This is a genomic window from Telluria sp. ZT3P25, assembly GCF_059685895.1.
In genome coordinates this window covers 2,518,238-2,541,272 of sequence record NZ_JCASIJ010000001.1, presented here as the reverse complement: position 1 = coordinate 2,541,272, position 23,035 = coordinate 2,518,238, and the positions used below count along the sequence as shown (strand labels likewise).

Annotated in this window: 22 protein-coding genes and 1 pseudogene; 5 read left to right on the top strand and 18 right to left on the bottom strand. The window is 56.1% G+C overall.

Annotation, left to right across the window (positions count from 1 at the left end):
- Positions 1-19 precede the first annotated feature (19 nt).
- From AC56LY_RS11295 to AC56LY_RS11285, 3 genes are read left to right on the top strand one after another with little or no spacing between them, the layout of a single operon-like run.
- Complete coding sequence (locus AC56LY_RS11295) at positions 20-1,231, top strand: CaiB/BaiF CoA transferase family protein (RefSeq protein ID WP_499579368.1); 1,212 nt, start codon at positions 20-22, stop codon at positions 1,229-1,231.
- Entirely contained in the window at positions 1,228-2,205 is a 978-nt protein-coding gene (locus AC56LY_RS11290; protein ID WP_499579365.1) for a hydroxymethylglutaryl-CoA lyase, read from the top strand. The genes AC56LY_RS11295 and AC56LY_RS11290 overlap by 4 nt, the downstream gene beginning before the upstream one ends.
- Before the next feature lie 53 nt (positions 2,206-2,258).
- The gene (locus tag AC56LY_RS11285; RefSeq protein WP_499570578.1) at positions 2,259-3,245 is read left to right on the top strand and encodes a Bug family tripartite tricarboxylate transporter substrate binding protein; all 987 of its coding nucleotides are present in this window, start codon (positions 2,259-2,261) and stop codon (positions 3,243-3,245) included.
- 95 nt (positions 3,246-3,340) lie between these two features.
- Here AC56LY_RS11285 and AC56LY_RS11280 read toward each other — a convergent pair whose 3' ends face one another.
- The 18 genes and pseudogenes from AC56LY_RS11280 to tssK form a co-directional block, all read right to left on the bottom strand.
- A complete protein-coding gene (locus tag AC56LY_RS11280) occupies positions 3,341-3,946 on the bottom strand; it encodes a hypothetical protein (protein WP_499579363.1) in 606 nt (201 codons plus the stop codon).
- Between the two features lie 341 nt (positions 3,947-4,287).
- Positions 4,288-4,779, bottom strand: a complete 492-nt coding sequence (locus tag AC56LY_RS11275) for an SMI1/KNR4 family protein (RefSeq protein ID WP_499579360.1) — start codon at positions 4,777-4,779, stop codon at positions 4,288-4,290.
- A gap of 1 nt (position 4,780) precedes the next feature.
- On the bottom strand, positions 4,781-5,728 hold the full coding sequence (locus AC56LY_RS11270) for an HNH endonuclease (RefSeq protein WP_499579356.1): 948 nt from the start codon (positions 5,726-5,728) through the stop codon (positions 4,781-4,783).
- Entirely contained in the window at positions 5,728-6,642 is a 915-nt protein-coding gene (locus AC56LY_RS11265; RefSeq protein WP_499579354.1) for a DUF4123 domain-containing protein, read from the bottom strand. The genes AC56LY_RS11270 and AC56LY_RS11265 overlap by 1 nt, the downstream gene beginning before the upstream one ends.
- 12 nt (positions 6,643-6,654) lie before the next feature.
- Entirely contained in the window at positions 6,655-8,148 is a 1,494-nt protein-coding gene (locus tag AC56LY_RS11260) for a DUF2345 domain-containing protein (protein ID WP_499579352.1), read from the bottom strand.
- Between the two features lie 245 nt (positions 8,149-8,393).
- Positions 8,394-8,573 (bottom strand): annotated as a pseudogene (locus AC56LY_RS11255) (hypothetical protein); the annotation flags it as partial.
- A 407-nt stretch (positions 8,574-8,980) separates the two neighbouring features.
- The gene (locus AC56LY_RS11250; protein WP_499579349.1) at positions 8,981-9,838 is read right to left on the bottom strand and encodes a hypothetical protein; all 858 of its coding nucleotides are present in this window, start codon (positions 9,836-9,838) and stop codon (positions 8,981-8,983) included.
- 6 nt (positions 9,839-9,844) lie between these two features.
- Entirely contained in the window at positions 9,845-10,840 is a 996-nt protein-coding gene (locus AC56LY_RS11245) for a DUF2515 family protein (protein ID WP_499579345.1), read from the bottom strand.
- Between the two features lie 23 nt (positions 10,841-10,863).
- Positions 10,864-13,101: a DUF2345 domain-containing protein gene (locus tag AC56LY_RS11240; RefSeq protein ID WP_499579344.1), complete on the bottom strand. Its 2,238-nt coding sequence runs from the start codon at positions 13,099-13,101 to the stop codon at positions 10,864-10,866.
- Between the two features lie 124 nt (positions 13,102-13,225).
- Positions 13,226-13,681, bottom strand: a complete 456-nt coding sequence (locus AC56LY_RS11235; protein ID WP_499579342.1) for a hypothetical protein — start codon at positions 13,679-13,681, stop codon at positions 13,226-13,228.
- A 12-nt stretch (positions 13,682-13,693) separates the two neighbouring features.
- The gene (locus tag AC56LY_RS11230) at positions 13,694-13,855 is read right to left on the bottom strand and encodes a hypothetical protein (protein ID WP_499579340.1); all 162 of its coding nucleotides are present in this window, start codon (positions 13,853-13,855) and stop codon (positions 13,694-13,696) included.
- A 63-nt stretch (positions 13,856-13,918) separates the two neighbouring features.
- Entirely contained in the window at positions 13,919-14,164 is a 246-nt protein-coding gene (locus AC56LY_RS11225) for a hypothetical protein (RefSeq protein WP_499579339.1), read from the bottom strand.
- Positions 14,151-14,417, bottom strand: coding sequence for a DUF2345 domain-containing protein (locus AC56LY_RS11220; protein ID WP_499582028.1), 267 nt, complete (start codon positions 14,415-14,417; stop codon positions 14,151-14,153). Before AC56LY_RS11220 ends, AC56LY_RS11225 begins: the two co-directional genes overlap by 14 nt.
- Before the next feature lie 294 nt (positions 14,418-14,711).
- Positions 14,712-15,506 (bottom strand): hypothetical protein, encoded by a 795-nt coding sequence (locus AC56LY_RS11215; protein ID WP_499579337.1) that lies wholly within the window; start codon positions 15,504-15,506, stop codon positions 14,712-14,714.
- Between the two features lie 81 nt (positions 15,507-15,587).
- On the bottom strand, positions 15,588-16,631 hold the full coding sequence (locus AC56LY_RS11210; RefSeq protein ID WP_499579335.1) for a DUF2515 family protein: 1,044 nt from the start codon (positions 16,629-16,631) through the stop codon (positions 15,588-15,590).
- Between the two features lie 31 nt (positions 16,632-16,662).
- Entirely contained in the window at positions 16,663-19,512 is a 2,850-nt protein-coding gene (locus tag AC56LY_RS11205; protein ID WP_499579332.1) for a type VI secretion system Vgr family protein, read from the bottom strand.
- Positions 19,509-20,288 (bottom strand): type IVB secretion system protein IcmH/DotU, encoded by a 780-nt coding sequence (icmH, locus tag AC56LY_RS11200; protein ID WP_499579330.1) that lies wholly within the window; start codon positions 20,286-20,288, stop codon positions 19,509-19,511. Before icmH ends, AC56LY_RS11205 begins: the two co-directional genes overlap by 4 nt.
- A gap of 10 nt (positions 20,289-20,298) precedes the next feature.
- Entirely contained in the window at positions 20,299-21,645 is a 1,347-nt protein-coding gene (tssK, locus tag AC56LY_RS11195) for a type VI secretion system baseplate subunit TssK (protein WP_499454559.1), read from the bottom strand.
- Between the two features lie 238 nt (positions 21,646-21,883).
- Here tssK and AC56LY_RS11190 point away from each other — a divergent pair, with 238 nt between their 5' ends.
- Positions 21,884-22,459, top strand: a complete 576-nt coding sequence (locus AC56LY_RS11190; RefSeq protein WP_499579326.1) for a tetratricopeptide repeat protein — start codon at positions 21,884-21,886, stop codon at positions 22,457-22,459.
- Between the two features lie 66 nt (positions 22,460-22,525).
- Complete coding sequence (tssB, locus tag AC56LY_RS11185) at positions 22,526-23,035, top strand: type VI secretion system contractile sheath small subunit (RefSeq protein WP_499454557.1); 510 nt, start codon at positions 22,526-22,528, stop codon at positions 23,033-23,035.

Here is a 23,035-nt window from a genome sequence, read left to right as displayed (position 1 = left end):
AACCATCGACGAGACCAGCATGAACCTCAACAGCAGCATTCCCGACGGCGCCCTGCGCGGCGTGCGCGTCATCGAAATGGGCCAACTGATTGCCGGCCCGTTCGCCGGCAAGACCCTGGGCGAATTCGGCGCCGATGTCATCAAGATCGAGGCGCCCGGCAGTGGCGATCCGCTGCGCAACTGGCGCATGATCAAGGAAGGCACGTCGGTCTGGTGGCAGGTGCAGTCGCGTAACAAACGCTCGATCGCGCTCGACCTGCGAAGCGCCGAAGGCCAGGACATCGCCCGCAAACTGATCGCCGAGGCCGATGTGCTGATCGAGAACTTCCGCCCCGGCACGCTCGAAGGCTGGGGCATGGGTTGGGATGCGTTATCCGCCATCAATCCGGGCCTTGTGATGCTGCGCATCTCGGGTTACGGCCAGACCGGTCCGTACCGCGACCTGCCAGGCTTCGGCGCCATCGGCGAAGCGATGGGTGGCCTGCGCCACCTGACGGGCGAACCCGACCGCGTGCCGGTGCGCTGCGGCGTGTCCATTGGCGATACGCTGGCCGCGCTGCACGGCACGATTGGCGTACTGACCGCGCTGTACCACCGCAAGGTCAATGGCGGCAAGGGCCAGGTGATCGACGTCGCTCTGCACGAAGCGGTGTTCAATGTGATGGAAAGCCTGCTGCCCGAATACAGCGCCTTTGGCGCCGTGCGCGAAGCCGCCGGCAGCGCGCTGCCCGGTATCGCGCCTTCCAACGCCTACCGCTGCAACGATGGCTACGTGCTCATCGCTGGCAACGGCGACAGCATCTTCAAGCGCCTGATGGCCGTGATCGGACGCGACGACCTGGCCCACGACCCGGCGCTGGCCGACAATGCCGGCCGCGTCGTGCGCGTGGCCGAAATCGACGCCGCCATCAGCGTCTGGACGGCAACGCGCCCGATCACCGAGGTCCTCGACTTGCTGGGCGGCGCCCGCGTCCCGGCCGGCAAGGTCTATACGGCCAAAGACATCGCGGAGGATCCCCATTACCGGGCGCGCGACATGATCCTGGCCCAGTCCACGCGCGACGGTTACGACCTCGAGGTGCCGGGCGTCGTTCCCAAGTTGCTGGGCACCCCGGGCAGCGTACGCACCTCCGCCCCTGGTCTTGGCGACGATACCGATGGCGTGCTGCGCGAACTGGGCTTGAGTGAGCCGGACATCGCCGCCTTGCGCGACAAGGGAGTGGTCGCATGAACCGGTGGAACGGCGCTGGCCGCCGCATCCACATGCAGGAAGTCGGCACGCGCGATGGCTTGCAGGCCGAGTCGGTGTTCGTGCCGACCGCCGACAAGATCGCCTTGGTCAACAGCCTGTCGCGGGCCGGCATGGCCAAGATCGAAGTGACCGCCTTTGTTTCGCCCAAAGCGATTCCGGCGCTGGCCGATGCGCAGCAGGTGATGCTTGGCATCGAGCGGATGCCGGGCGTGATCTACAGCGCGCTGGTGCCGAACGTGCGTGGCGCCGAGCGTGCAATCGAAAGCCGCACCGACGAACTGAATCTGGTGATGTCGGCCAGCGAAACGCACAATCTGGCCAATCTGCGCATGACGCAGGCGCAATCGTTCCAGGGCTTGTGCGAAGTGGCCGCATTGGCGCGGCAAGCGGCGCTAACCGTCAATATCTCGCTGTCGTGTTCGTTCGGCTGCCCGATGGAAGGCGACGTGCCGGAAGACACGGTGCTAGCCTGGTGCGCGCGCTTCATCGACGAGGCGGGCGCCGGCGGCATCACCCTGTGCGACACGACCGGCATGGCGTATCCGAGCCAGGTCGCGTCGCTGACGGCGCGTTTTCGCGCAGCCTGGCCGGATACCGAACTGAGCCTGCACTTTCACAATACCCGCGGCATGGGGCTGGCCAATGTGCTGGCCGGGATCGATGCGGGCGCCGACCGCTTCGACGCGTCGCTTGGCGGCATTGGCGGCTGCCCCTATGCACCCGGCGCCTCGGGCAATGTCTGCACCGAAGAGGTGGTGCACGCGCTGCAATTGATGGGCTACGACACGGGTGTCGATCTGCGCCGCTTGCTGGACGCATCGACACGGCTGCCGGCACTGATCGGGCACGAGACGCCGAGCCAGATCGTCAAGGCGGGCCGGCGGCTCGATCTGCATCGGCCCCCCGGGGATTTCGACGCGATCAGGGAACGCGCAGAAGCGCGCCCAGCTTGAACCCAGGCCATCGCCGGTTTGTAAAAAACTATTCTAATAATTCAGGAGACACCATGAAATCGATCCACTCCCTGCGCATGCGCGCCAGTATGCTCGCCGTCGGCGCAGCACTTGTCAGCATCGGCGCGCACGCACAGGATAACTATCCAGCGCGCGCCATCACCCTGATGGTCTCGGCCGCGCCGGGTGGCACCACCGACCTGGCCGCGCGCATGATCTCCGATCCGCTGTCCAAGGCATTGGGCAAACCGGTCGTCGTCGAGAACCGGCCGGGCGGGGCGGGCGCGATCGCTGCCTCGGCCGTCAAGCGGGCCAAGCCGGACGGCTATACCTTGCTGGTGCAGTACTCGGGCTTTCACGTCATCACGCCGCACGTGGTCAAGGCCGGGTTCGATCCGATCAAGGATTTCACCCCTGTTGCGAACCTGATCGTGGCGCCGCAAGTGTTCGTTGTGCGGCCTGATCTGCCAATCAAGACGTTGCCCGAGCTGGTCAGCTATGCCAAGGCACACCCCGGCAAACTCAATTACGCGTCGTCCGGCAATGGCTCGTTGCAGCACGTGACGGGCGAAATGCTCAATCAGATGAGCGGCACGAATATCGCTCACGTACCGTACAAAGGTACGGGTCCGGCGATTACCGATCTGCTGGGTGGTAACGTCGAGATGACCTTTACAACAGCGCCGCCGCTGCTGGCTCACATCCGGTCCGGCAAGCTGCGCGCCATTGCTGTGACCGGCAACGTTGCGCTGCCGAGTCTGCCCAACGTGCCGACGACGGCGACGATCAAAGGGTACGAGAAGCTGGACGTGAGCTCGTGGTTTGCCGTGTACGCGCCCGCCAACACGCCCAAGCCGATCGTGGACAAGCTGACTGGCGAAATCAAGAAAATCATGGCGACCGACGCATTCAAGCGCAAGGCGCAGGAGCAGGGTGCGTATGCGGTCTATATGACGCCGCAGGAATTGGCAGCGCATACGAGCAAGGAATATCAGACGTGGGGCAAGTTTGTGAAGGATGCAAAGATCACGGGGGAGTGAGGACCGTCGGCTTTCCACGTTGGGAGAACCATCAGCGCGATTTCCATGATGCTTACATCACAGTCGGGAAATCGCAAGCAACCTGTTTCAGGTAGCTAGTGCGCAACCGTCGGTTCCGAAAACTCGATTTTTTGCTTCCCCTGCTGAAAGGTAAAGATCAGGCGATCAGATTTCTTGTCATATCGCGTGTGAAGCGTTGTTTGATTGGGAGGTGTTCCCATCTTTAGCGGAATTGTTTCTGCAGTGATCATTGCAGCTAACACCGGCACACTGAAAGGCGACCCATCGTCAGGGTTCGAGGATTTTTTTATCAGAGCAGACATGATTGATGTCCATTTGGATTTGTCGCGGACAGGTTCGGCTGCGTATAGGTAAGCATATCCCCGAATACCCTTCATATGCGAACCAAACTCCTCATCCTGGTGATACTTTTTGACTTCCCGCGTGAGATCAAGAAGGGACAGGTTTCTGACTTGATAGCAACATACTGGAATATAAGGCTGTTCCGTTCCGGCCATGCCAGTAAAAACGGTAGGGGCAGTTAACTTCTTGTTTGTAAAGATATAGATGGGCCGTGCTATCACCTTGTAGTCTGCTCCCATCACGGGAATTTGTTCAAGCAACCCCAAAGCAGGAAACTCGGTTGCAAGGCAGCCAAGTGAAAGCGTTGAGCAGAGAAAGCCAGTGAAGAATGTTGTCATGTAACAGCGTTTTTCGTTTGATGGGTCGAATATTTTAAGCCGAGAACTATACAGTCCAGTATTTGCACCTTGGCTGAGATTTCTTCAGCTTTTTACTTCAGTTCAGTTTTTCAGCGCACCATGGATCTGTTCGACGTACATCCAGCGGCACGGTCGAGTGGTAAATGCGTTTCGCGCCACGAGACTTGGAGCAAGATCTTCATCAGAGATGCTGTCGTCAAAAAATGGGTCTTGCGTTAATCTTGGGTCGTTCGCGTGACGTCGGGCAAACTCGAGCATGCGGCTTTTGTTGATCCATAAATCATTCCGTCCGATGGAAGCCAGCGCTTCCAGCCCAAAATTTATGTCTCTTGGTAGTTTTGCTTCAGCCCAGACATAAATTGATTAAACGTCTCAGCTACCGGCTCAATATGTGGATCATCTTCTTCGGAAAATTCTTGTACCCAGAGAACGACAGTGGGAGGAACTCCGTTTTTATAGTCAAAACACAGGAAATCTCCATTCGCTACAGCAGCAAACGGAAGCAAATAGATATTTAATCTGTCAGAGATCAGGGCTAATACGACGTTACCGTTCAGATCTTTTTGCCAGCGCTCTAGTAATAAATCTAGATCCCCGTAGTTCAAAAATCGGTCAATAGGGAGGCACTTCCCGGTCTCGGTTTTAAAAAATTTGTCAATCGGTTTGCCACCGTGAAAATTCTTAATATGTTGGGTATATTCCGGGTCGAATTCGAAGCTCGGTAGGTCTAAACGCAACATTCGCCTCATCGAATCCATTTCATGTTCCGAAAAATTCGGAATGAATGATGTTGATATGTATTTAATATTCATGTCATTCAACCTTATCAAGCCAAAGAGCAAATCCCCTGTGCGGAGTTGTTGCATGTACGCCGCGCTGAACAGCTTGGAACTGTCCGTCCGATGCCATATGATCCCAAAGATATCCTTCAGGCTTCTCAAATAACGAGTCCAAACAGTCAAAGTGTCGACCGTAAGGCATAGTAGTTGTTTCCGGTAAATTTATATTTTTTCCTCGAGAAAATCCGGTGCCTTTCTCCACAATTTCTGCGGTCCAATGGCTAAAGTCGGCTATGCCGTTATCGTCGACCAATGCTTTTGGAACGAGATCCATTTCCTTGGCACGATTGCGAATAGCAGACTGAGTGGCCCTATTGAGCGTAGAGGGATCGACTCCAGCCTGATTCGCGAATCTTTCCCAAGTGAATACTTCTCCACTATTTCTTGCCTGTGCATATCTTGCTGCCAGAGAATCAATTCCCGACGAAACCTGCTTAGAGGTTTTTGTCTCCGACGCCCCACAATCTTCACAGTCTTTCTCTTTTTTCGCAGCGGACTTTTCTTGCTTAATCGCCGCATCCTTGGCTCCATCTGCCTCTCTCGCAAGTTTTACCTCCTTTGCCGCCGCTTCCACCGCCTCCGCTTCTTTTTTCGCCTTCTTCAGATCGGTGACCGTTTTGGTAAGCGCCGCCACTTTCTTCTCGAGGCCGGCAATCGCCTTGGTTGCACGCGCTGCCTTTGCAGGCTTGGCGAGGAGGTCGCCCACGTACGGGACCATGCTTGCCGTGCTGACCGCCGCACCCCAATAGTCACCCCGTGCAATCGAGATGCCGGCGCCAACAATGTCCGAGGCCGGGCTTGGATCGATAATGCCAGCCGCATCCGCAGCAGCACCGGCCATTTCCAGTTTAAGGTCCTTGTCGGCCTTTGCAAGCGCCGTCGTGGCGTCGGTCAGTTTTTTGCCAATGCTTGTCAGATCCATTATGCCAGCCTGCTTTCTTGCGCGGCGAGTAGCTCAAAGAGCGCATCCATGCGCTTGTTTGCCGTGATCTGCTCCCAGGCTTCGCTGGGAAGTTCGCGAATCATTATGCTCAAGCGTTCCGCTGGGGGCACGTCACTCGCAGTGAGGTAGCGCTTGACGTCGAGGTTGTCATCGAAGGATGGTGACACCGTCATCAGGCCGGCGAACAGGTGCTGTGCGGTGGCGTCCGTGAGGCCATAGCTGTTCGCGCGCGCGACTGCCGCGATGGCAACTTCGCGCAACATGTTGGGCCTGATGCCTGCGATGTCAGAGGGGCAGGTTTCGCGCCAGTGCGAAACAATACTGTCGTACAGGTTTTCCTTATCGAAGTACATAAGCTGATCGCGTTGTGCCAATGTGAGACTGATCGGCGTGAAAGCGTAACGACTGATGTCGGATGCATTGGCCGGTTCGATATCGACTGCATAGCGTTCTTGTCGCCGCGGCTCCAAGGCAATCCAACTGCGCACTGGCGCAAAGAAAAACCGCTTTTGCTGCGCGGTGAGCGCCGACGGCAGCCCGAGCAAAATACGTGGGTCGTAGAACCGCAACACGACTTTCTGGCCGTCGTTGATCTCACACTGCATGCGCCGCGTAAGCATTGGCGCGAGTGCCGGCAAGGCGTAAAGGCTGGAGATCCAGCTGACGCTTGGCGACGTCTGTTCCAGCTTCTCGAGCCATTCGAGCAGAGACGTGTGTTCGCGTGATGCCGCAATCAGAATTGGTGCTGCTGACACCAAGTGCGCTTCCGGCGTGCCATCGAATAGCGACCGCCACTGAGTTTCAGCAAAACGGGTGATCAGTTCGTGATGGGCGTGTTCATGTGCAGAGCAATCGAGCAGGGCGTAGGTATAGGTGTTGGTTGGCTGTTCCATATATTGCTTTTGTTAGCGGACCAGGAAGCTGCTGGCCTTGGCTGCTGCATTCTTCAGGCACTCGACGCAAATGGTGCTGCCGGTGGGCAGAGTCGAGAGTGCCGCGGCTTCGTTCCCGCCACCCTGGAAAACATGCTGCCCTCCTTTGACGCTGAAATTGCCCGGGCAAGCAAACGTAATATTCCCGCCCTCCAGCGTCACCGACGACTGCCCCGCCTGCAGCACAATCTTCTCACTGGCCTTGATTTCAATAACATCATTGACCGACACAATCGTGACAGCCTTATCGGCGAGAATTTCCAGCTGATCCGTATGCGCCTGCAGCGACACCGGCCCATTCGCCGCCACCGCCTGAATCCCGCCATCATGCGTAAACAACCCGGTCGCATTCGCCGACACTGAGGCGACCGTGTACGCCGCCGCCATATGCAAATCCGCCTGCGTCGTCCACTGCAACTGCCCACCCGCGAACACCACGGTCGATGCCGGCGTCGCCCAATTGATGCTGCTCGGCGCTTCCATCAGCACAAGAGGCGCACCAAATTTTTCGACCGCCGCATCCGCATCCGCATCACGCGAACCAGCCGCCGCCTTCAGCGCATCCTGCCCACCAACGCCGCCGGCGAACTTGCCTTTCTGCTTCGGATCAACTTGCTCGATCAAGTCAACCTGCGCCTGCAACGCATCTTTGCTCGACAGGGCCTTTTGCCCGTTCGCCGCATCGAGCAGGGTCGTTCCGAGCTCGCCCGCGCCGCCCAGCAAGCTGACCGCCTCATTACTATCCAGCTGCGTCGACGTCACACTGCTGCCTTGCTGCGCGCGCGCTGTCGCCGACATCAACACGCCTTCACCGCCGCGAACAACCGCCCACGCATCGGTGCGCAATTCAAACCCGGTCCCGCGATACGCGCCGCGCTGCGCCGAGCCGGCCGCCTGCTGCACCAAATACCCGAGATTGAGCTGCGTCCCCGCGCTGCTGGTCGCCAGACGCGTGCGTAACTGCCCGCTCGTATCGTCGAGCACCCACTGGTTGAATCCGCCGCCGTCGAAATTATTGCTGTGCATGCCGGAAATCACGCCGGCATGATTGATCCCGGTGTCGACGCCAGCCGAGAAGGGCGGCGTATCCGATCCGGTATACAACTGCGCGACAACCAGCGGCCGGTCCATGTCGCCTTCAATGAAATCGACCAGCACTTCGGTACCAAGGCGCGGCGTGAACTGCGAGCCCCAGTTCGGTCCGGCAAGTGCCTCGGCCACGCGCACCCAGGTACCGGATGCATCGTTGCCCGGTGCATTGCCTTTTTCGTCGGTGTCGTGCGTCAACCCGCCCGAAATCGCGCCTGTCCCACGCTGCCAAGCAAACTGAATGCGCACCTGGTGCTCGCGCGCGGTGGTGATGACGGTCTCGGGCAGTCCAACGACGAGCGCTGTTTGCGGCCCGAGCGATGCCCCCGAAAAACGCGCGGCACTGGCGCGCGGGACGATGGCGACCGTGTCGCGCACGCAGCCGAAGCGGTTGCGGTACGTGCCCGGCTCCAGCGTGTCGTCGAAAAACTGCAGGGAGGTAATAGCGCGAGTTATTCCCGTTTTTCGACAGATACTTTCTTCCAGACCGCATCCAAGTGTCGCTTATATGCGGCTCTTTCCGGCTTCAGCAGTGGCGCGTCATGCGTGTGCTCGCCTCCAAAAGGGGCGACACCCGGATGTTGAATTTGCACCAATGACTCCCCTCGAATGGCCAGTTTTGTCTATCCCTCTCGCAGAACGAATTTGATCGTTGAAGGCTCGATTGCCCCAGCACACAGCAGCCGGTATGGTACGGTGACCTCTCTAGTCCCGTCTTTGTTCAGGTCGGTGAATGTGACATTGGGCATGAAGAAATCGCCATCGACGTCCAAACCTGGGCAGTCGCTTACGTCGCGAATTACCCATTCTTCTTTCTATTGAGCCTTTGTTACACGCAGGTAGTATGCGGCAACCAAATCAATACGCTCGATTCGACCGGACTGTGGGGCAGCTAGCGAAGAGCTCGCCTTGCGAGTAAGCACTAAGATATGCTCTCCATTGCGGTCGGAAATTTGGTGGGCACCGGCTAGCACTCCATTTGTCCGGATATTCTCAGCGGGTAACCGTTTCGCATGGACGGTCGAGGGCTTGCTCACAACATTGTCGGCCTTACATGCTTGGATGGCGGGAGCAAGCAGGATACAAATTCCCAATCCAGTACTGATGCTCTGCGTCCAGACGAGCGCCTGCAGGTGCGCGCTGCCGCGTTCGCGCAGGTCTTTGAGACGGATGAAGAAATTTTCGCCGGCCAGCTGGTCGCTTTCCGTAGCTATTCGGTAAGGTTAGGAATCGGAGGATCTTGATAGGTTTCATCGATTTTTATGCCTCGTGCACGCAACTCTGATTCTTTTTTTGTACGCATTTCAGGCAAATATTCCAAATGTGATGGCAATGCGCTTTTCCACTGCGCTTTCTGCTTCGGTGTTACATAACTACGGTAGTGTTCATTTTCGCTCTCAATCGTGTACGAGATAAGATATGAGCCTGGTTTTTGCGGATCGAGTAATGTCGGTTCGCGAGTGAATGAGATAGTTAAGTATACGTGATTTGCGTAGAAATGCCATGGCCTATTGCTAGGTATATTCATCCACTCTGCAAACGTCGGTTCATAGTCTGCGTCCATACTGCTTACGGGAGATTCGGACAAGACGAAATCCAACATCGCCTTCCCGCGCAATCGTGGATCTCCCTCATTAATGAAAATATTCCAGCCGGTTTTTCGAACATTCTTCAGGATTAATATAAATTCCTTTCGAGCTTGGTCGTGGTCTATTAGGTCTGTTGGTGTGAGGCCAGAATTTATATGAAATTTTGTCAATCCTTCTTCAGACGGGGATGAATTATTCATAGCTGTGATACTAATTACATTGTCTACAGACAGCGTATTATCCTTGTGCTCAAAGATGGCAGTGCCTGATTTTTTTTGGTCCCAACGCGCCGTATAAAATTTTACTCCGGGAGGTCGATTTACAATTTTGATTAGATCTTTGTTTCTTTCAACGTATTCGGCCGCAGGTTCGTTAATTTTTAAAATAACTCTTGAATCCATAGTTACCCCTTCCTCATTTGATTCTCGGCAGCCTGATAACAATACTAGTGCCGCTGTTATTAATAGGATATTTTTCATGCTGCGTTAAATCGGTTGATAATATCGGTAAGGATATGGTTCATGCGAGGAATCGACCCATCCTGAAATAGTTTTGAGTTGATTTTCCATATAGTCCGTTTTATTTTGCATAAGATCGTGAAACTGAATGGCCGCAGTATTGATCCAGTCCATCCGGCTTATATAACTTTCAAGAATTGTCGTATTTTTTGCTATAGATTTGAGTTCCGCCTCCTTTGTATCACAAGCGCTATTAAACACCAATTCCAAATCTGGACTTGCCCAATTCGCATACCAAGCACGTTGGCGACCAACCCATGCAGAAAAATCTGGATCGTCGTAGATCAGCGGCTGGAGAATTACACCTTGCTCATGTTGTGCGATATCAAGCAGATGCAGTAACTGTTGCGCTGCGCGCTGAGTTGGGCGTCCTTCAGCCTCAATTTTTTTTGCGAGAGCAAATCCGCTGACGATATAGCCGTGCTCATGCATGTTTTTTATCTTCAGCAGAGCATCGTCCTTCCACGGGTAATTGGCCACTTGGTCCTTGACCGGCTTGATATACGCTGATGCGTCGCGGCAAGAAACACACTGATCGAAGCTGTCGCGAAAACGTGTGTAATACCAATGCCATCCACTGATATCGTAGAATAACCAGAGGTTTCCTTTCGCCAAACCTTTGAAAACGGTATCTATCATCATGACTCGCGGATCATCTAACGAACATGCGACTGTCTTGCTCGCAAATGCGCCCAAGGCCATCCAGTAGAAGCGGCCTTTCTTCGATACGTCCCCATATTCTTCTGTCTCAAGATAGAAGCGCGCGTAGGTCGCGGCGATGCGTCGCGCTCTGTCGCTATAGGCGGGAATGATCGAGCCTTCATTGCGACCACTTTGTGAACACAATCGCTTTGTGCTCATCTGCTGAATGATGGACCACATCAGATTGCAGTCGCAGTGGATTTCCTTGCGCGAATTTGCAACCGTGTTGGTTGTTGCCTGGACTTTGTTGGATCCGTCCATTGTTTCTCCTTTTGATCGTTACATTATTTCATATTCGTGCCTGGTACAACCTTGAACCAATCTATGGTGAATTCGATGTTTTCACTGGATTCTGTCGATACGCGTTCCGATAAGCCGTCTTTGAGGGTTGAGGAAAACACTTCGCCCGCTGAACTCTTGATTCGATAGGGAATATCTGAGATCGGGTTGCCGTTGGGGTCTTTCACGACAAATGCTTCATTAAAAAATTTGACCTTGGTGTCAGGCAGGGCAGGGAACTCCCGCGCGACGCTGCCACCGCCATCAAACACATGCTGCCCCCCCTTAACCGAAAAATTCCCCGGGCAAGCAAACGTAATATTTCCGCTCTCCAGCGTTACCGACGACTGCCCGGCCTGCAGCACAATCTTCTCGCTGGCCTTAATCTCGATAACATCATTGACCGACACAATGGTGACAGCCTTATCCGCCAGAATCTCCAGTTGATCGGTATGCGCCTGCAACGACACCGGCCCATTCGCCGCCACCGCCTGAATCCCGCCATCATGCGTAAACAACCCGGTCGCATTCGCCGACACTGAGGCCACCGTGTACGCCGCCGCCATATGCAAATCCGCCTGCGTCGTCCATTGCAACTGCCCACCCGCAAACATCACGGTCGATGCCGGCGTCGCCCAATTGATGCTGCTCGGCGCTTCCATCAGCACAAGTGGCGCACCAAATTTTTCCACCGGCGCTGCAGCATCCGCATCACGCGAACCAGCCGCCGCCTTCAGCGCATCCTGCCCACCCACGCCGCCGGCAAACTTGCCTTTCTGCTTCGGATCAACATGCTCGATCAATTCAACCTGCGCCTGCAACGCTTCTTTGCTCGACAGGGCCTTTTGCCCGGTCGCCGCATTGAGCAGTGTGGTCCCCAGCTCGCTCGCACCACGCAGCAAGCCGATCGCCTCACTACTATCCAGCTGCGTCGACGTCACACTGCTGCCTTGCTGCGCGCGTGCCGTCGCCGACATCAACACACCTTCGCCGCCGCGAACAACAGCCCAAGCGTCAGTGCGCAATTCAAACCCGGTCCCACGATACGCGCCGCGCTGCGCCGAGCCGGCCGCCTGCTGCACCAGATACCCGAGATTGAGCTGCGTGCCCGCGCTGCTGGTCGCCAACCGCGTGCGCAACTGTCCGCTCGTATCGTCGAGCACCCACTGGTTGAAACCGCCGCCGTCGAAGTTATTGCTGTGCATGCCGGAGATCACCCCGGCATGATTGATCTCGGTGTCGACGCCAGCCGAGAAGGGTGGCGTATCCGATCCGGTATATAACTGCGCGACCACCAGCGGCCGGTCCATGTCGCCTTCGATGAAATCGACCAGCACTTCGGTACCAAGGCGCGGCGTGAACTGCGAGCCCCAGTTCGGTCCGGCAAGTGCCTCGGCCACGCGCACCCAGGTACCGGATGCATCGTTGCCCGGTGCATTGCCTTTTTCGTCGGTGTCGTGCGTCAACCCACCCGAGATCGCGCCAACCCCGCGCTGCCAGGCAAACTGAATGCGCACCTGGTGCTCGCGCGTGGTCGTATTGATCGTTTCCGGCAACCCGACCACGATGGCCGTCTGCGGCCCGAGCGACGCCCCCGCAAAGCGTGCAGCCGCCGCGCGCGGCACGATTGCAACGGCTTCGCGCACGCACCCGAACCGATTGCGGTAGGTGCCAGGTTCGAGTGCTTCATCGGAGAACTGCAGCAGCGTCGCCGCGCCCGCTTCGGCCAGCCCGGTCAGCCGCGACAAGGCCTCACCCAGCGCTGGCTCCAGATTGTTGCGCGCCTCGTGTTCGACCCACAGTGTCTTGAAGCTGTTGTCGCCGTCGGCATAGCCGTCGTGCTGGGTCAATGTAAAACCGTGTGCAGCTGCCATGCGGCGTACGGCGCCGGCGCCTTCGAACTGTTTGTTGTCCAGCTCCAGCGCCTGCAGCATGACGCGGCTGTGGGCGTCGGCGAAGGCCTTGTTGTCATGACGGCGCTCGGCGCTGCCATCGTAAATCGACAGCGACGGCATCTCGCCGATATCCAGGCTGGTCAACTGCTCGGCTGCGGGCGCCATCAGCTGCGCCGGATCCCAGCTGCTGATGGAGACGGCGTTGGCCGCCACGCGTCGCTGCGCGGCGAACCGGTCGATTGCATCATCGGTATCGCTGGCGCGCACGCCATGAAAGCGCAACGTGTCGCCGCCCGGCGTAGCGGGCAGGGCGGCTTGGCTGTCGAAGAACACGATGCCGTGTTGCATCTACGACTAGCTGCATTCAGCGTTTTAGGCTTCGGGCCAGTCGCGTTCGAATCAATGCCTGATATTTTGGCAACAAACGTGAATGAATTGAGCGCGTTACCCAGATCATTGACCTCGTGCAATATTAGTCCTCGCGCAGATATTCGATGTTGAGCGGAACTGGTGCTACGTCTGCCATAATAATTTGACGCAGAAGTCCTATCCGTTTTCGAATAGATAACGCGCGAATTGCGAAAATCGGAGAGAATTTAAGCCCCTCTACTTGGGTGTGATTCACAATCACAGGCGTATTGTAGTAGATGTTTTTCGGATCATCAGATGATAAGTGCCATTGTCCATTAAAACAGATTCTCACTATTTCACCAATGTACCTTGCAAAAGCTACAATCCACCCATTCTTTTCTTCTTCAGTACAATCATTGATTGCACTTAAGAATGTTTTCTCTAAGTTCTCTAACGAATCCATTACGAGATCTATTGGTGAACCTCTCTTATTGGCCTCATTTTCCACAGCTTCCAGTTGATCATCCATCAAAATAAAAAATTTTTCAAAGTTATCTCTATCTTCAGTTGTGATCATAACTTTCTCAATTTAAAATTTAGGTTTTTTCACATAGTCAATATCGGATTTTCCAAGCGCCTCCAGATAAGGATTTGATCCGCCTTTTTCTAACATGTGCTCGACAGCCCAGCCACGTTTGACTAATTCGGCATCTTTTGAAATTGCAGTTATATTTTCTTTGGATACACTCACTGGGCCAGTTTTGAGTTGGCCAACATGCAAATCTTCCTAGTTAAGAATAGATATACTTATTAGTTAAGATAGTTTCCAGAGTTTCTTCAGTTGCCCCTGATCATGCTCGAAACGGCAGTTGAGGCCTTCAGCCGCCAATGCGCGCTGCAGAAATTCCAGGGCGCTTTCGTGGTAATGGGTCCAGATCGGCCGCATGACAAGGGCCTTTGTCACATCGAACGAACAGTGCAGCTGCGGATAACTCGCAAGCGCGCACAAACCCGAAAGATTCGATAAGAGATCAAGGATGTTCTGACTATTGCCCTGCATGCAGCACGATTTTTTCTTCGGCCTTGATCTCGATAACGTCATTGACCGACACTATGGTCAACGCCTCGTCCGCCAGAATTTCTAGCTGGTCCATATGTGCCTGCAGCGATACCGGCCCATTCGCCGCCACCGCCTGAATCCAGCAATAATGCGTCAACAACCCGGTCGCATTCGCGGACACCGAGGCAACTATGTACGCCGTCATATGTAAATCCGCCTGTGTCGTCCACTGAAATTGCCCAACCGCGAACACCACGGTCGATACCGGCGTCGCCCAATTGATGCTGCTGGCCCTTCCATTAGCACAAGAAACGCAACAAATTTCACTCCCGAATGAATGCTAGACTGAGATATAGAAATCTCTATGTCCACTGTTAGGCGTCTTTATCCTGTAAGTGAGTGTGGCATCATGATCGACATCTATGCCCTCATGTAATAATTCAAACAAGATGAGATTAGGATTGATTTCCAATGCAAGCGAGGGCCTCTCCGATTAATGGAAATACTCCAGCATTTATTCCAGATTTTTCATAGTTAGACAGACAGATCAGTCATCGCCAGAAACTATTGGGGGTTTTGGGTTCGTATATGTCTTGTCAATTTTTATACCGGTTTTTTCTAGCGAATTTTCTAGATGTCTGCGGCGCTCAGCAGAGTTTTTGAGTTCGCCGGGTAGCAGTAATTTCCATGGATCAGTCGCGCCGGGGTCAATAAATTCTTTAAAATATGCAACGTCCGATTTAATTGAGTATCGTACTATATAAGTCATGGATTTTTGGTCTTCTAATTCTGCTGCACTTCTAACAAAACTCACATCAAGAAAAACTTTTCCTTTTTCAAATTCCCATGATGTAAGGTTTTCTATTTTCATCCATTCATCAATATTTAATTCATAATCTGCATCTAGCGTTGTTGGATTTCCGGACTCTAACAGATAGTTCAGCATATCCCTCCCCCTTAATCGAGGGGCAGTAAAAGGAATTATAGGTGACCAACCTGAATTTTTTATTTGCTTGAGTATTGAAAAGAATTCTTTTCTCGCATCCTCGTGAGAAATTTTATCAGCATCAGTAATGCTTGATGTAATAACTATCTGATAGATGCCCAAATTTTCTTCCTCATTGTTTTCGCTTCCGATCAGCCCTAGTACTCTGTCGAACGCGAAACTACTGTCATTCATATCTAGCTTGACTATTCCCTTCGCGTTTGCTTTCCAATTGATTTGATAAAATGTAATGCCAGCAGGTTGTCGCTCAACTCTTACAATTCCCGGATACTGATTTTTAAAATCTGCTCCCGGTTGATTAATTTTAACTGTTATTAGATTTTTTTTATCAACCATGTTTTCTCCGGTAAATTTTTTATCGCAGCTGCAGAGTGCCAAGCAAAATATTGCAACTAAAGTTATACGTTTCATATCGCATTATTTAATCAAATCTTTTGCGAACCTTCCAAGTTCACGTGATTTGTTTTTTATGATTTCCATATTGGTAGGAGTATCTGGTAAGTCTTTCCAATCTGCCATAATTTTCAACTCTGCTTCCATAAAGGACCGCTTGTTTAACATCAGTTGATGAAATTTTTCCGCAGCTAATAAAATCCAACTCATCCTGCTTGCCAAGTTTTCTAACTCTGTTTCATCCGGAGCAACGGATTTTAAGCTAGCCTCGTTACTTGAGCATAAGTGAGTAAAAATCAATTCAACTGTTGGGCTAGCCCAGTTCGCATACCATGCCCTCTGCAGTTTTATCCGATTAGAGAATGAATGATTTTTATAAATTAGCGGTTGTAATATGACGCCTTGTTCATGGTTTGCGATATCAATTAGATGGGCAAGCTGGATCCTTGGACGTTCTCTCGGCATAGCTCGTTCGTACTCTGCCACTTTCTTGAAAGCCGACAACACGTACTTGGACGGTGAAAAATTTTTTATTACCGGCAGTGCCTCTGATTGCCAAGGTAGATTTTTTATTTGCTCTTTTACCGGACCAACATATTTTTTTGCGTCTCTAGATGGTGCGCATTGGTCGAATGTCATGCGATGCATGTTGTGATACCAGTGCCAGCCGCTAATGTCGCAAAATAGCCAAAAATTCCCCTTCCCCAACCCATCCCATACTGTACTGTCAAAAGGAGTCATGCCTCTGACCTGCCACGCATCAAACGTACATGCGACTGTCTTGCTGGCGAAAGCACCTAGTGCCATCCAATAATATCTCCCTTTATATTTTTTGTTTCCGCCGTCTTCATTTTCCAGGTAAAATCTTGCATAGGTGGCAGCTATTCGTCTAGCTCTTACGGAATAGTTGCGAATCAGTTTTCCCTTGTGTTCTCCACTTAGCGTGCATAAGCGTTTATTGCTAAACTGCTGGGCAAATGACCACATAGTATTGCAGTCGCAATTGACGTCGACATATGACTTTGGTGTTGTGTTTGTTGTCGCTGTAATATTAGTGGGGTCGTTCACTGATCACCTAATAAGGGTAAGTTGCTAGTTATCATTCCGGCTCAATTGTGAACCACTTAATAGAGAAATTCAGTTTGTCAATTGCAACGGTGGAAATTCTATCACTATGGCCTTCAGCAGCAGTTTTTGCCATATGCTTGCCATCGCGATTTTCAACGATATAATCGATGTAGGGAATAGGTGCGCCGCTTGGATCTTTTAAAACAAATGCTTCATCAAAAATCTTGATTCGGGTGTCTGGCAGTTTGACGAAGTCGGTATTCCGGTTTGAGCCGCCCTCGAAAACATGCTGCCCCCCCTTGACGCTGAAATTCCCCGGACAAGCAAACGTAATATTCCCGCCCTCCAGCGTCACCGACGATTGCCCCGCCTGCAGCACGATCTTTTCCTTGGCCTTGATCTCAATAACATCATTGACCGACACAATGGTGACAGCCTTGTCGGCGAGAATTTCCAGCTGATCCGTATGCGCCTGCAGCGACACCGGCCCATTCGCCGCCACCGCCTGAATTCCGCCATCATGCGTAAACAAGCCGGTCGCATTCGCCGACACTGAGGCCACCGTGTACGCCGCCGCCATATGCAAATCCGCCTGCGTCGTCCATTGCAACTGCCCACCCGCAAACATCACGGTCGATGCCGGCGTCGCCCAATTGATGCTGCTCGGCGCTTCCATCAGCACAAGTGGCGCACCAAATTTTTCCACCGGCGCTGCGGCATCCGCATCACGCGAACCAGCCGCCGCCTTCAGCGCATCCTGCCCACCCACGCCGCCGGCAAACTTGCCTTTCTGCTTCGGATCAACATGCTCGATCAATTCAACCTGCGCCTGCAACGCTTCTTTGCTCGACAGGGCCTTTTGCCCGGTCGCCGCATTGAGAAGGGTGGTCCCCAATTCGCCCGCACCACGCAGCAACCCGATCGCCTCACTACTATCCAGCTGCGTCGACGTCACACTGCTGCCTTGCTGCGCGCGCGCCGTCGCCGACATCAGCACACCTTCGCCGCCACGAACAACAGCCCACGCATCAGTGCGCAATTCAAACCCGCTCCCACGATACGCGCCGCGCTGCGCCGAGCCGGCCGCCTGCTGCACCAGATACCCGAGATTGAGCTGCGTGCCCGCACTGCTGGTCGCCAGACGCGTGCGTAACTGCCCGCTCGTATCGTCGAGCACCCACTGGTTGAATCCGCCGCCGTCGAAGTTATTGCTGTGCATGCCGGAAATCACACCGGCATGATTGATGTCGGTGTCGACGCCAGCCGAGAAGGGCGGCGTATCCGATCCGGTATACAACTGCGCGACCACCAGGGGCCGGTCCATGTCGCCTTCGATGAAATCGACCAGCACTTCGGTACCAAGGCGCGGCGTGAACTGCGAACCCCAGTTCGGTCCGGCAAGTGCCTCCGCCACGCGCACCCAGGTACCGGATGCATCGTTGCCCGGTGCATTGCCTTTTTCGTCGGTGTCGTGCGTCAACCCGCCCGAGATCGCGCCAACCCCGCGCTGCCAGGCAAACTGAATGCGCACCTGGTGCTCGCGCGTGGTCGTATTGATCGTCTCGGGCAACCCGACCACGATGGCCGTCTGCGGTCCGAGCGACGCCCCGGCAAAGCGTGCAGCCGCCGCGCGCGGCACGATCGCAACGGCTTCGCGCACGCACCCAAAGCGATTACGGTAGGTGCCGGGTTCGAGCGCTTCATCGGAAAACTGCAGCAGGGTTGCCGCGCCGGCTTCGGCCAGCCCGGTCAGCCGCGACAGCGCCTCACCCAGTGCCGGCTCGAGATTGTTGCGCGCCTCGTGCTCGACCCACAGCGTCTTGAAGCTGTTGTCGCCGTCCGCATAGCCATCGTGCTGCGTCAACGTAAAACCGTGCCCGGCTGCCATGCGGCGTACTGCGCCGGCGCCTTCGAACTGTTTGTTGTCCAGCTCCAGCGCCTGCAGCATGACGCGGCTGTGCGCGTCAGCGCCTGCTTTGTTGTCGTGGCGGCGCTCGGCGCTGCCGTCGTAAATCGACAGCGACGGCATCTCGCCGATATCCAGGCTGGTCAACTGCTCGGCTGCGGGCGCCATCAGTTGTGCCGGATCCCAGCTGCTGATGGAGACGGCGTTGGCCGCCACGCGTCGCTGCGCGGCGAACCGGTCGATCGCGTCATCGGTGTCGCTGGCGCGCACACCATGAAAGCGCAGCGTGTCGCCGCCCGGCGTAGCGGGCAGGGCGGCCTGGCTGTCGAAGAACACGATGCGGTGCCGCGCTTGCGCCGCGCCGCCCTCGGGCAGCTCGTCGCCTTCCTGATCGTGCTCGAAACGCCAGCTGAGGCCCTCGGCCGCCAGTACCCGCTGCAGAAATTCCAGGTCGCTTTCGCGGTACTGGGTCCAGATCGGCCGCACGGCCAGGGCCTGCGCCACGTCGAACGAATGGCGCACCTGCGGGTAATCGGCCAGCAGTTCGCCAATCAGGTCGCGCGCATCCTTGTCCTGAAAAATATAGCTGTCGCGCCGCAGTCCGAGCAGGGCCAGCGCCGGTTGCAGATGCAGCCGATAGCGCGCCAGGCCGCCGTCGGCGCCGAGCCAGGCGGCGTCGGTGCACAGGCCGTGCCAGGCGCGGCGGCTGCCATCCGGTTGCAGCAAGGTGATCGTCAGTTCTTCGCCGATGAAGTCGGCCAGATCCAGATCGGTCGACGTCGATAACGCATCGACATCAAAACTGAACAGTTCATTGACCGCCTCGCGCCCCGTGAAGCGCTCGGCCACCAGTGCCTGCGGCAGGGTCGAATCCTGCGCTGAGGCGATTGTGATCAGACGTGCGTGCTGGCTCAGTTTCACGCCAAACAGCGCATCGATCAGCGATGCGCCTGCCAGGTCGGACGGGGAGTTCACGGCAGCGTGATGGTCAGGTTGGCCTGCTTGGGCGCCAGTTTGACGACGTCGTTATAGGCGCTCAAGGTCGTCTCGGTGGTGCTGCCCAGCGTGCCGCGCAGGGCCAGGTAGCCCAGCGCGCAGATCAGCGCAAACACCGAGCACAGCACCCACAACGGCACGTCGTTGCGCAGCTTGTGGATGATCTGGTCGGGGCGCTCGGCGCGCGGCGCGAAGCCGCCCGTGCGGCCTTTCATGTGGGCGATTTCGTCGCCCAGTCGCGAGGTCAGGTAATTGAGCTTTTCTTCGCCCTCGATCATGTAGCGGCCCTGGAATCCCAGCAGCAGGCACATATGGAATACCTCGAGCGCCTGCAGGTGCGCGCTGCCACGGGCGCGCAGGCCCTCGAGGCGGATGAAGAAGTTCTCGCCGGCCAGCTGGTCGCCGAACAGCACCAGTTGCAGCGGGCGCCGGGCCCAGTCGTCGCGGATCGAAAACGGTGAGCGCAGGATGATTTCATCGACCGCCGCGCAGAAAGCGTATTTGGCGTTGTCGATGTCGTCCGGCGTGGCGTTCTGCTTCTTCGCACCGCGCGTGAAATCGTCGAGGAACTGCGTCAGCTTGCTGCGAAAGTCCGCATCGGACTGTGGGCCATGGCCGTTCTTGAGCATGAACAGTGCGTAGAACCCGTCGTACATCAGGTCCATCAGCGTGTGTTCGGTACCGGGGCCGGCGGCCACGCTGGGCGTGAACGAGGGCTGGCCGCCGGGGATAAGGGATGGTGCGCTGGTTGTCATAACGGGGTCTTCATGAGGTAACGGCGACGAGGTCGAGCTTCAGGTCGCGCAGTCCGGATGGGACATAGATCGATATCGATTGCGCCTGCAGCATGCGGTCATACATCTGACCTTTTGCATCCAGGGCGAAGTAATAGGTGTCCGGGCGCACCGGCACGGCGGCCGGCACTTGCGGCGCATGCGCCAGGCGTACGCCGGGCATGGCCGAGAGGACGAATTTTTCCACGTCATCCGGCGCGCCGACCTTGAAGCGCAGCGGGACGATGTCCACCAGTTCCACGCCCGGCAGATCGGCCGAGACACCCAGATAAAAACTGGTCTGGGCGTCGATCTTGCCCGAGTCCAGCATCCCGTGGTGGTACGACGGCTTGACTTCGTTGAGGGCGATCGCGAAGTACTTCGACGAGATCACGGTATCGAGCAGCTCGCGGATGATCGCGTGCAGGCGCGCAAAGCCCGGGCCCGGGTTGACGTGCTCGTAGGGCGGCAGGTCGCTCAGCGACAGGCCTTTCGAGAACGTCATCAGGGCGCCGGCAAGGCTGAGCAGCGCCTCGTACAGGCGCTCCGGGTGCAGTGTCGGATGATGGAAGTAATGACTCAGCGACGCGTGCGCCGAGCTGGCCGTGTGCAGCAGCCAGAACGACGACATGTCGCCCGAGCGAAATTCAATGACGTTCTTGCTTGGCTCACGGTGATGGCCGTACAGCGCGTCGACCTTGGCCTGCAGCGCATCGAGCAGGCGGCGCAGCTGCAGGAACATCAGCGGCGCGCTGCGGATCGACAGGCTTGGCGGGATGAAGGTCGGATCCTGCTCGAAGCCGCCGGTGGACAGGCGGCGCAGGCGCAGCAGCGGGATGCTCACGTACGAGTCGCGCGGTTCGGCTTCCGAGATCAGGCGCAGCGATTTTTTCAGGTAGGCCAGTTGCGCGCTCGCGGCCTGCGTGTACAGGTCCGGCGTGTCGGCATTGTGCTGGGCGAAGCGCGCCGCGTTGCTGGGCTGGCCGTCGGGCGCGAAGTTGGCGCCAAAGTGTTTGAAGGCGGGCAGGGCGGCGTAGAAGGTCAGCTCCTGCTGGTTGCGCGGGATGGCGGCCAGGTCGATCTCGGGCGGCAGGTCGTCGTCACCCGGCGCCGCGTAAATTTCGCCGTCTGGGAAGAACACCGTCAGCTCCAGCAGGCGTAGCGTGTCGTTCTGCAGCGCGTCGCGGTCGACCTGCAAGCCATTTACACCCCAGCAGTACGGATGCAGTGCCCGCACGCTGTCGCGCAGGCGCGCCTCGTGGTAGCGATCCTGCTGCTGAAAGTGCTGGGGACGCAGAAAAAGTCCTTCGCCCCAAAGAAGTTTTCCAGAATTACTCATCGCACATCCTATAGACAAAACCAATGCTCGGTTACAACTGACAGGACAATAACATTGAATATCAGGAAATTGCTATTTCCACTTTGTACCGTGCTGCACCCCCTTTACCTACGGTGCATAAACGGTGTTCCATTTCCTGTTGTGAGCGCCATTTCCATAATTTATGGTATTTTTTTGGAAATGACAGTAGAGCAATTGTTCGATACAACCTGCATTAACCCTTTTTTTTGAGGACCGCATGACATCATCCGTACGCCTTCGCCGCCTGTTGGGCAGCGCCCTTTGTGTCATGGCACTGGGTGCCTGCAGCACCGCGCCAGTCAAGCCAGTCAAGCCATCGCTGGCCGACGTGATGGGCAAGGCCGCTGCCGCCGATGCGGCTGGCCAGAAGGAAGCCGCCATCGCCTTGTGGCGCGAAGCCGCCACCGCATACCCGACTGACAAGACGCCATGGACCCGCATGGCGCAAACGCGCTACGACGCCGGCCGCTATGGCGAAGCCATCGTCAATGCCGAAGAAATCCTGGTGCGCGATCCCAACGACCAGGTCGCCAACAGCATCATCGCCGTCAGCGGGCTGCGCCTGTCGACGCGGGCGCTGGCTGACCTGAGCCGCCAGAACAATCTGTCCGGTTCGCTGCGCACCGAGTCGCAGGATCTGGCCAAGCTGCTGCGCGAAAGCCTGGGCGAGCAAGTGCTCGTGCCGCCTGCACCGCGTGCCCGCGCTGCCGCGCCGGCCACCCGCACACCGGCGCGCAAGGGCGCCAAGCCAACCACGGATACGAGTGCCAATCCGTTCGATGCATTGAAGTAATCCAGCTGTCGTCTCAAGCCATCGGCGCCGCCAACGCGCCGCCGTTCATGTGAAATGGGGAAGGTCATGTCAAAAAAAGAAAGTGTTCAGAAGCGCCTGCAAAAAGTGCGTCCACCACGGGTCCAGATGACGTACGACGTCGAGATCGGTGATGCGATCGAGAACAAGGAACTGCCGTTCGTGATGGGTGTCGTGGGTGACTTTGGCGGCCAGTCCGAGATCGAGCAGAAGCGCCTCAAGGAACGCAAGTTCGTCAACATCGACCGCGATAATTTCGATGAAGTCATGAAGGGTGTCGAGCCGCGCGCAGCCTACCGCGTGTCCGATGAGCTGGGCGACGGCACGGGGCAGTTCTCGGTCGACCTCAAGTTCAAGTCGATGGCCGACTTCCGCCCGGAAGCCGTGGTCGAGCAGGTTGAGCCGCTGCGCAAGCTGCTCGAAGCGCGCACCAAGCTGGCCGATCTGCGCAACAAGATGGCCGGCAACGACAAGCTGGAAGACATCCTCAGCGACGTGCTGAGCAGTACCGAAAAGCTGGCCGAACTGGGCCAGCAAACCCCTGCCAAGAAAGACTGA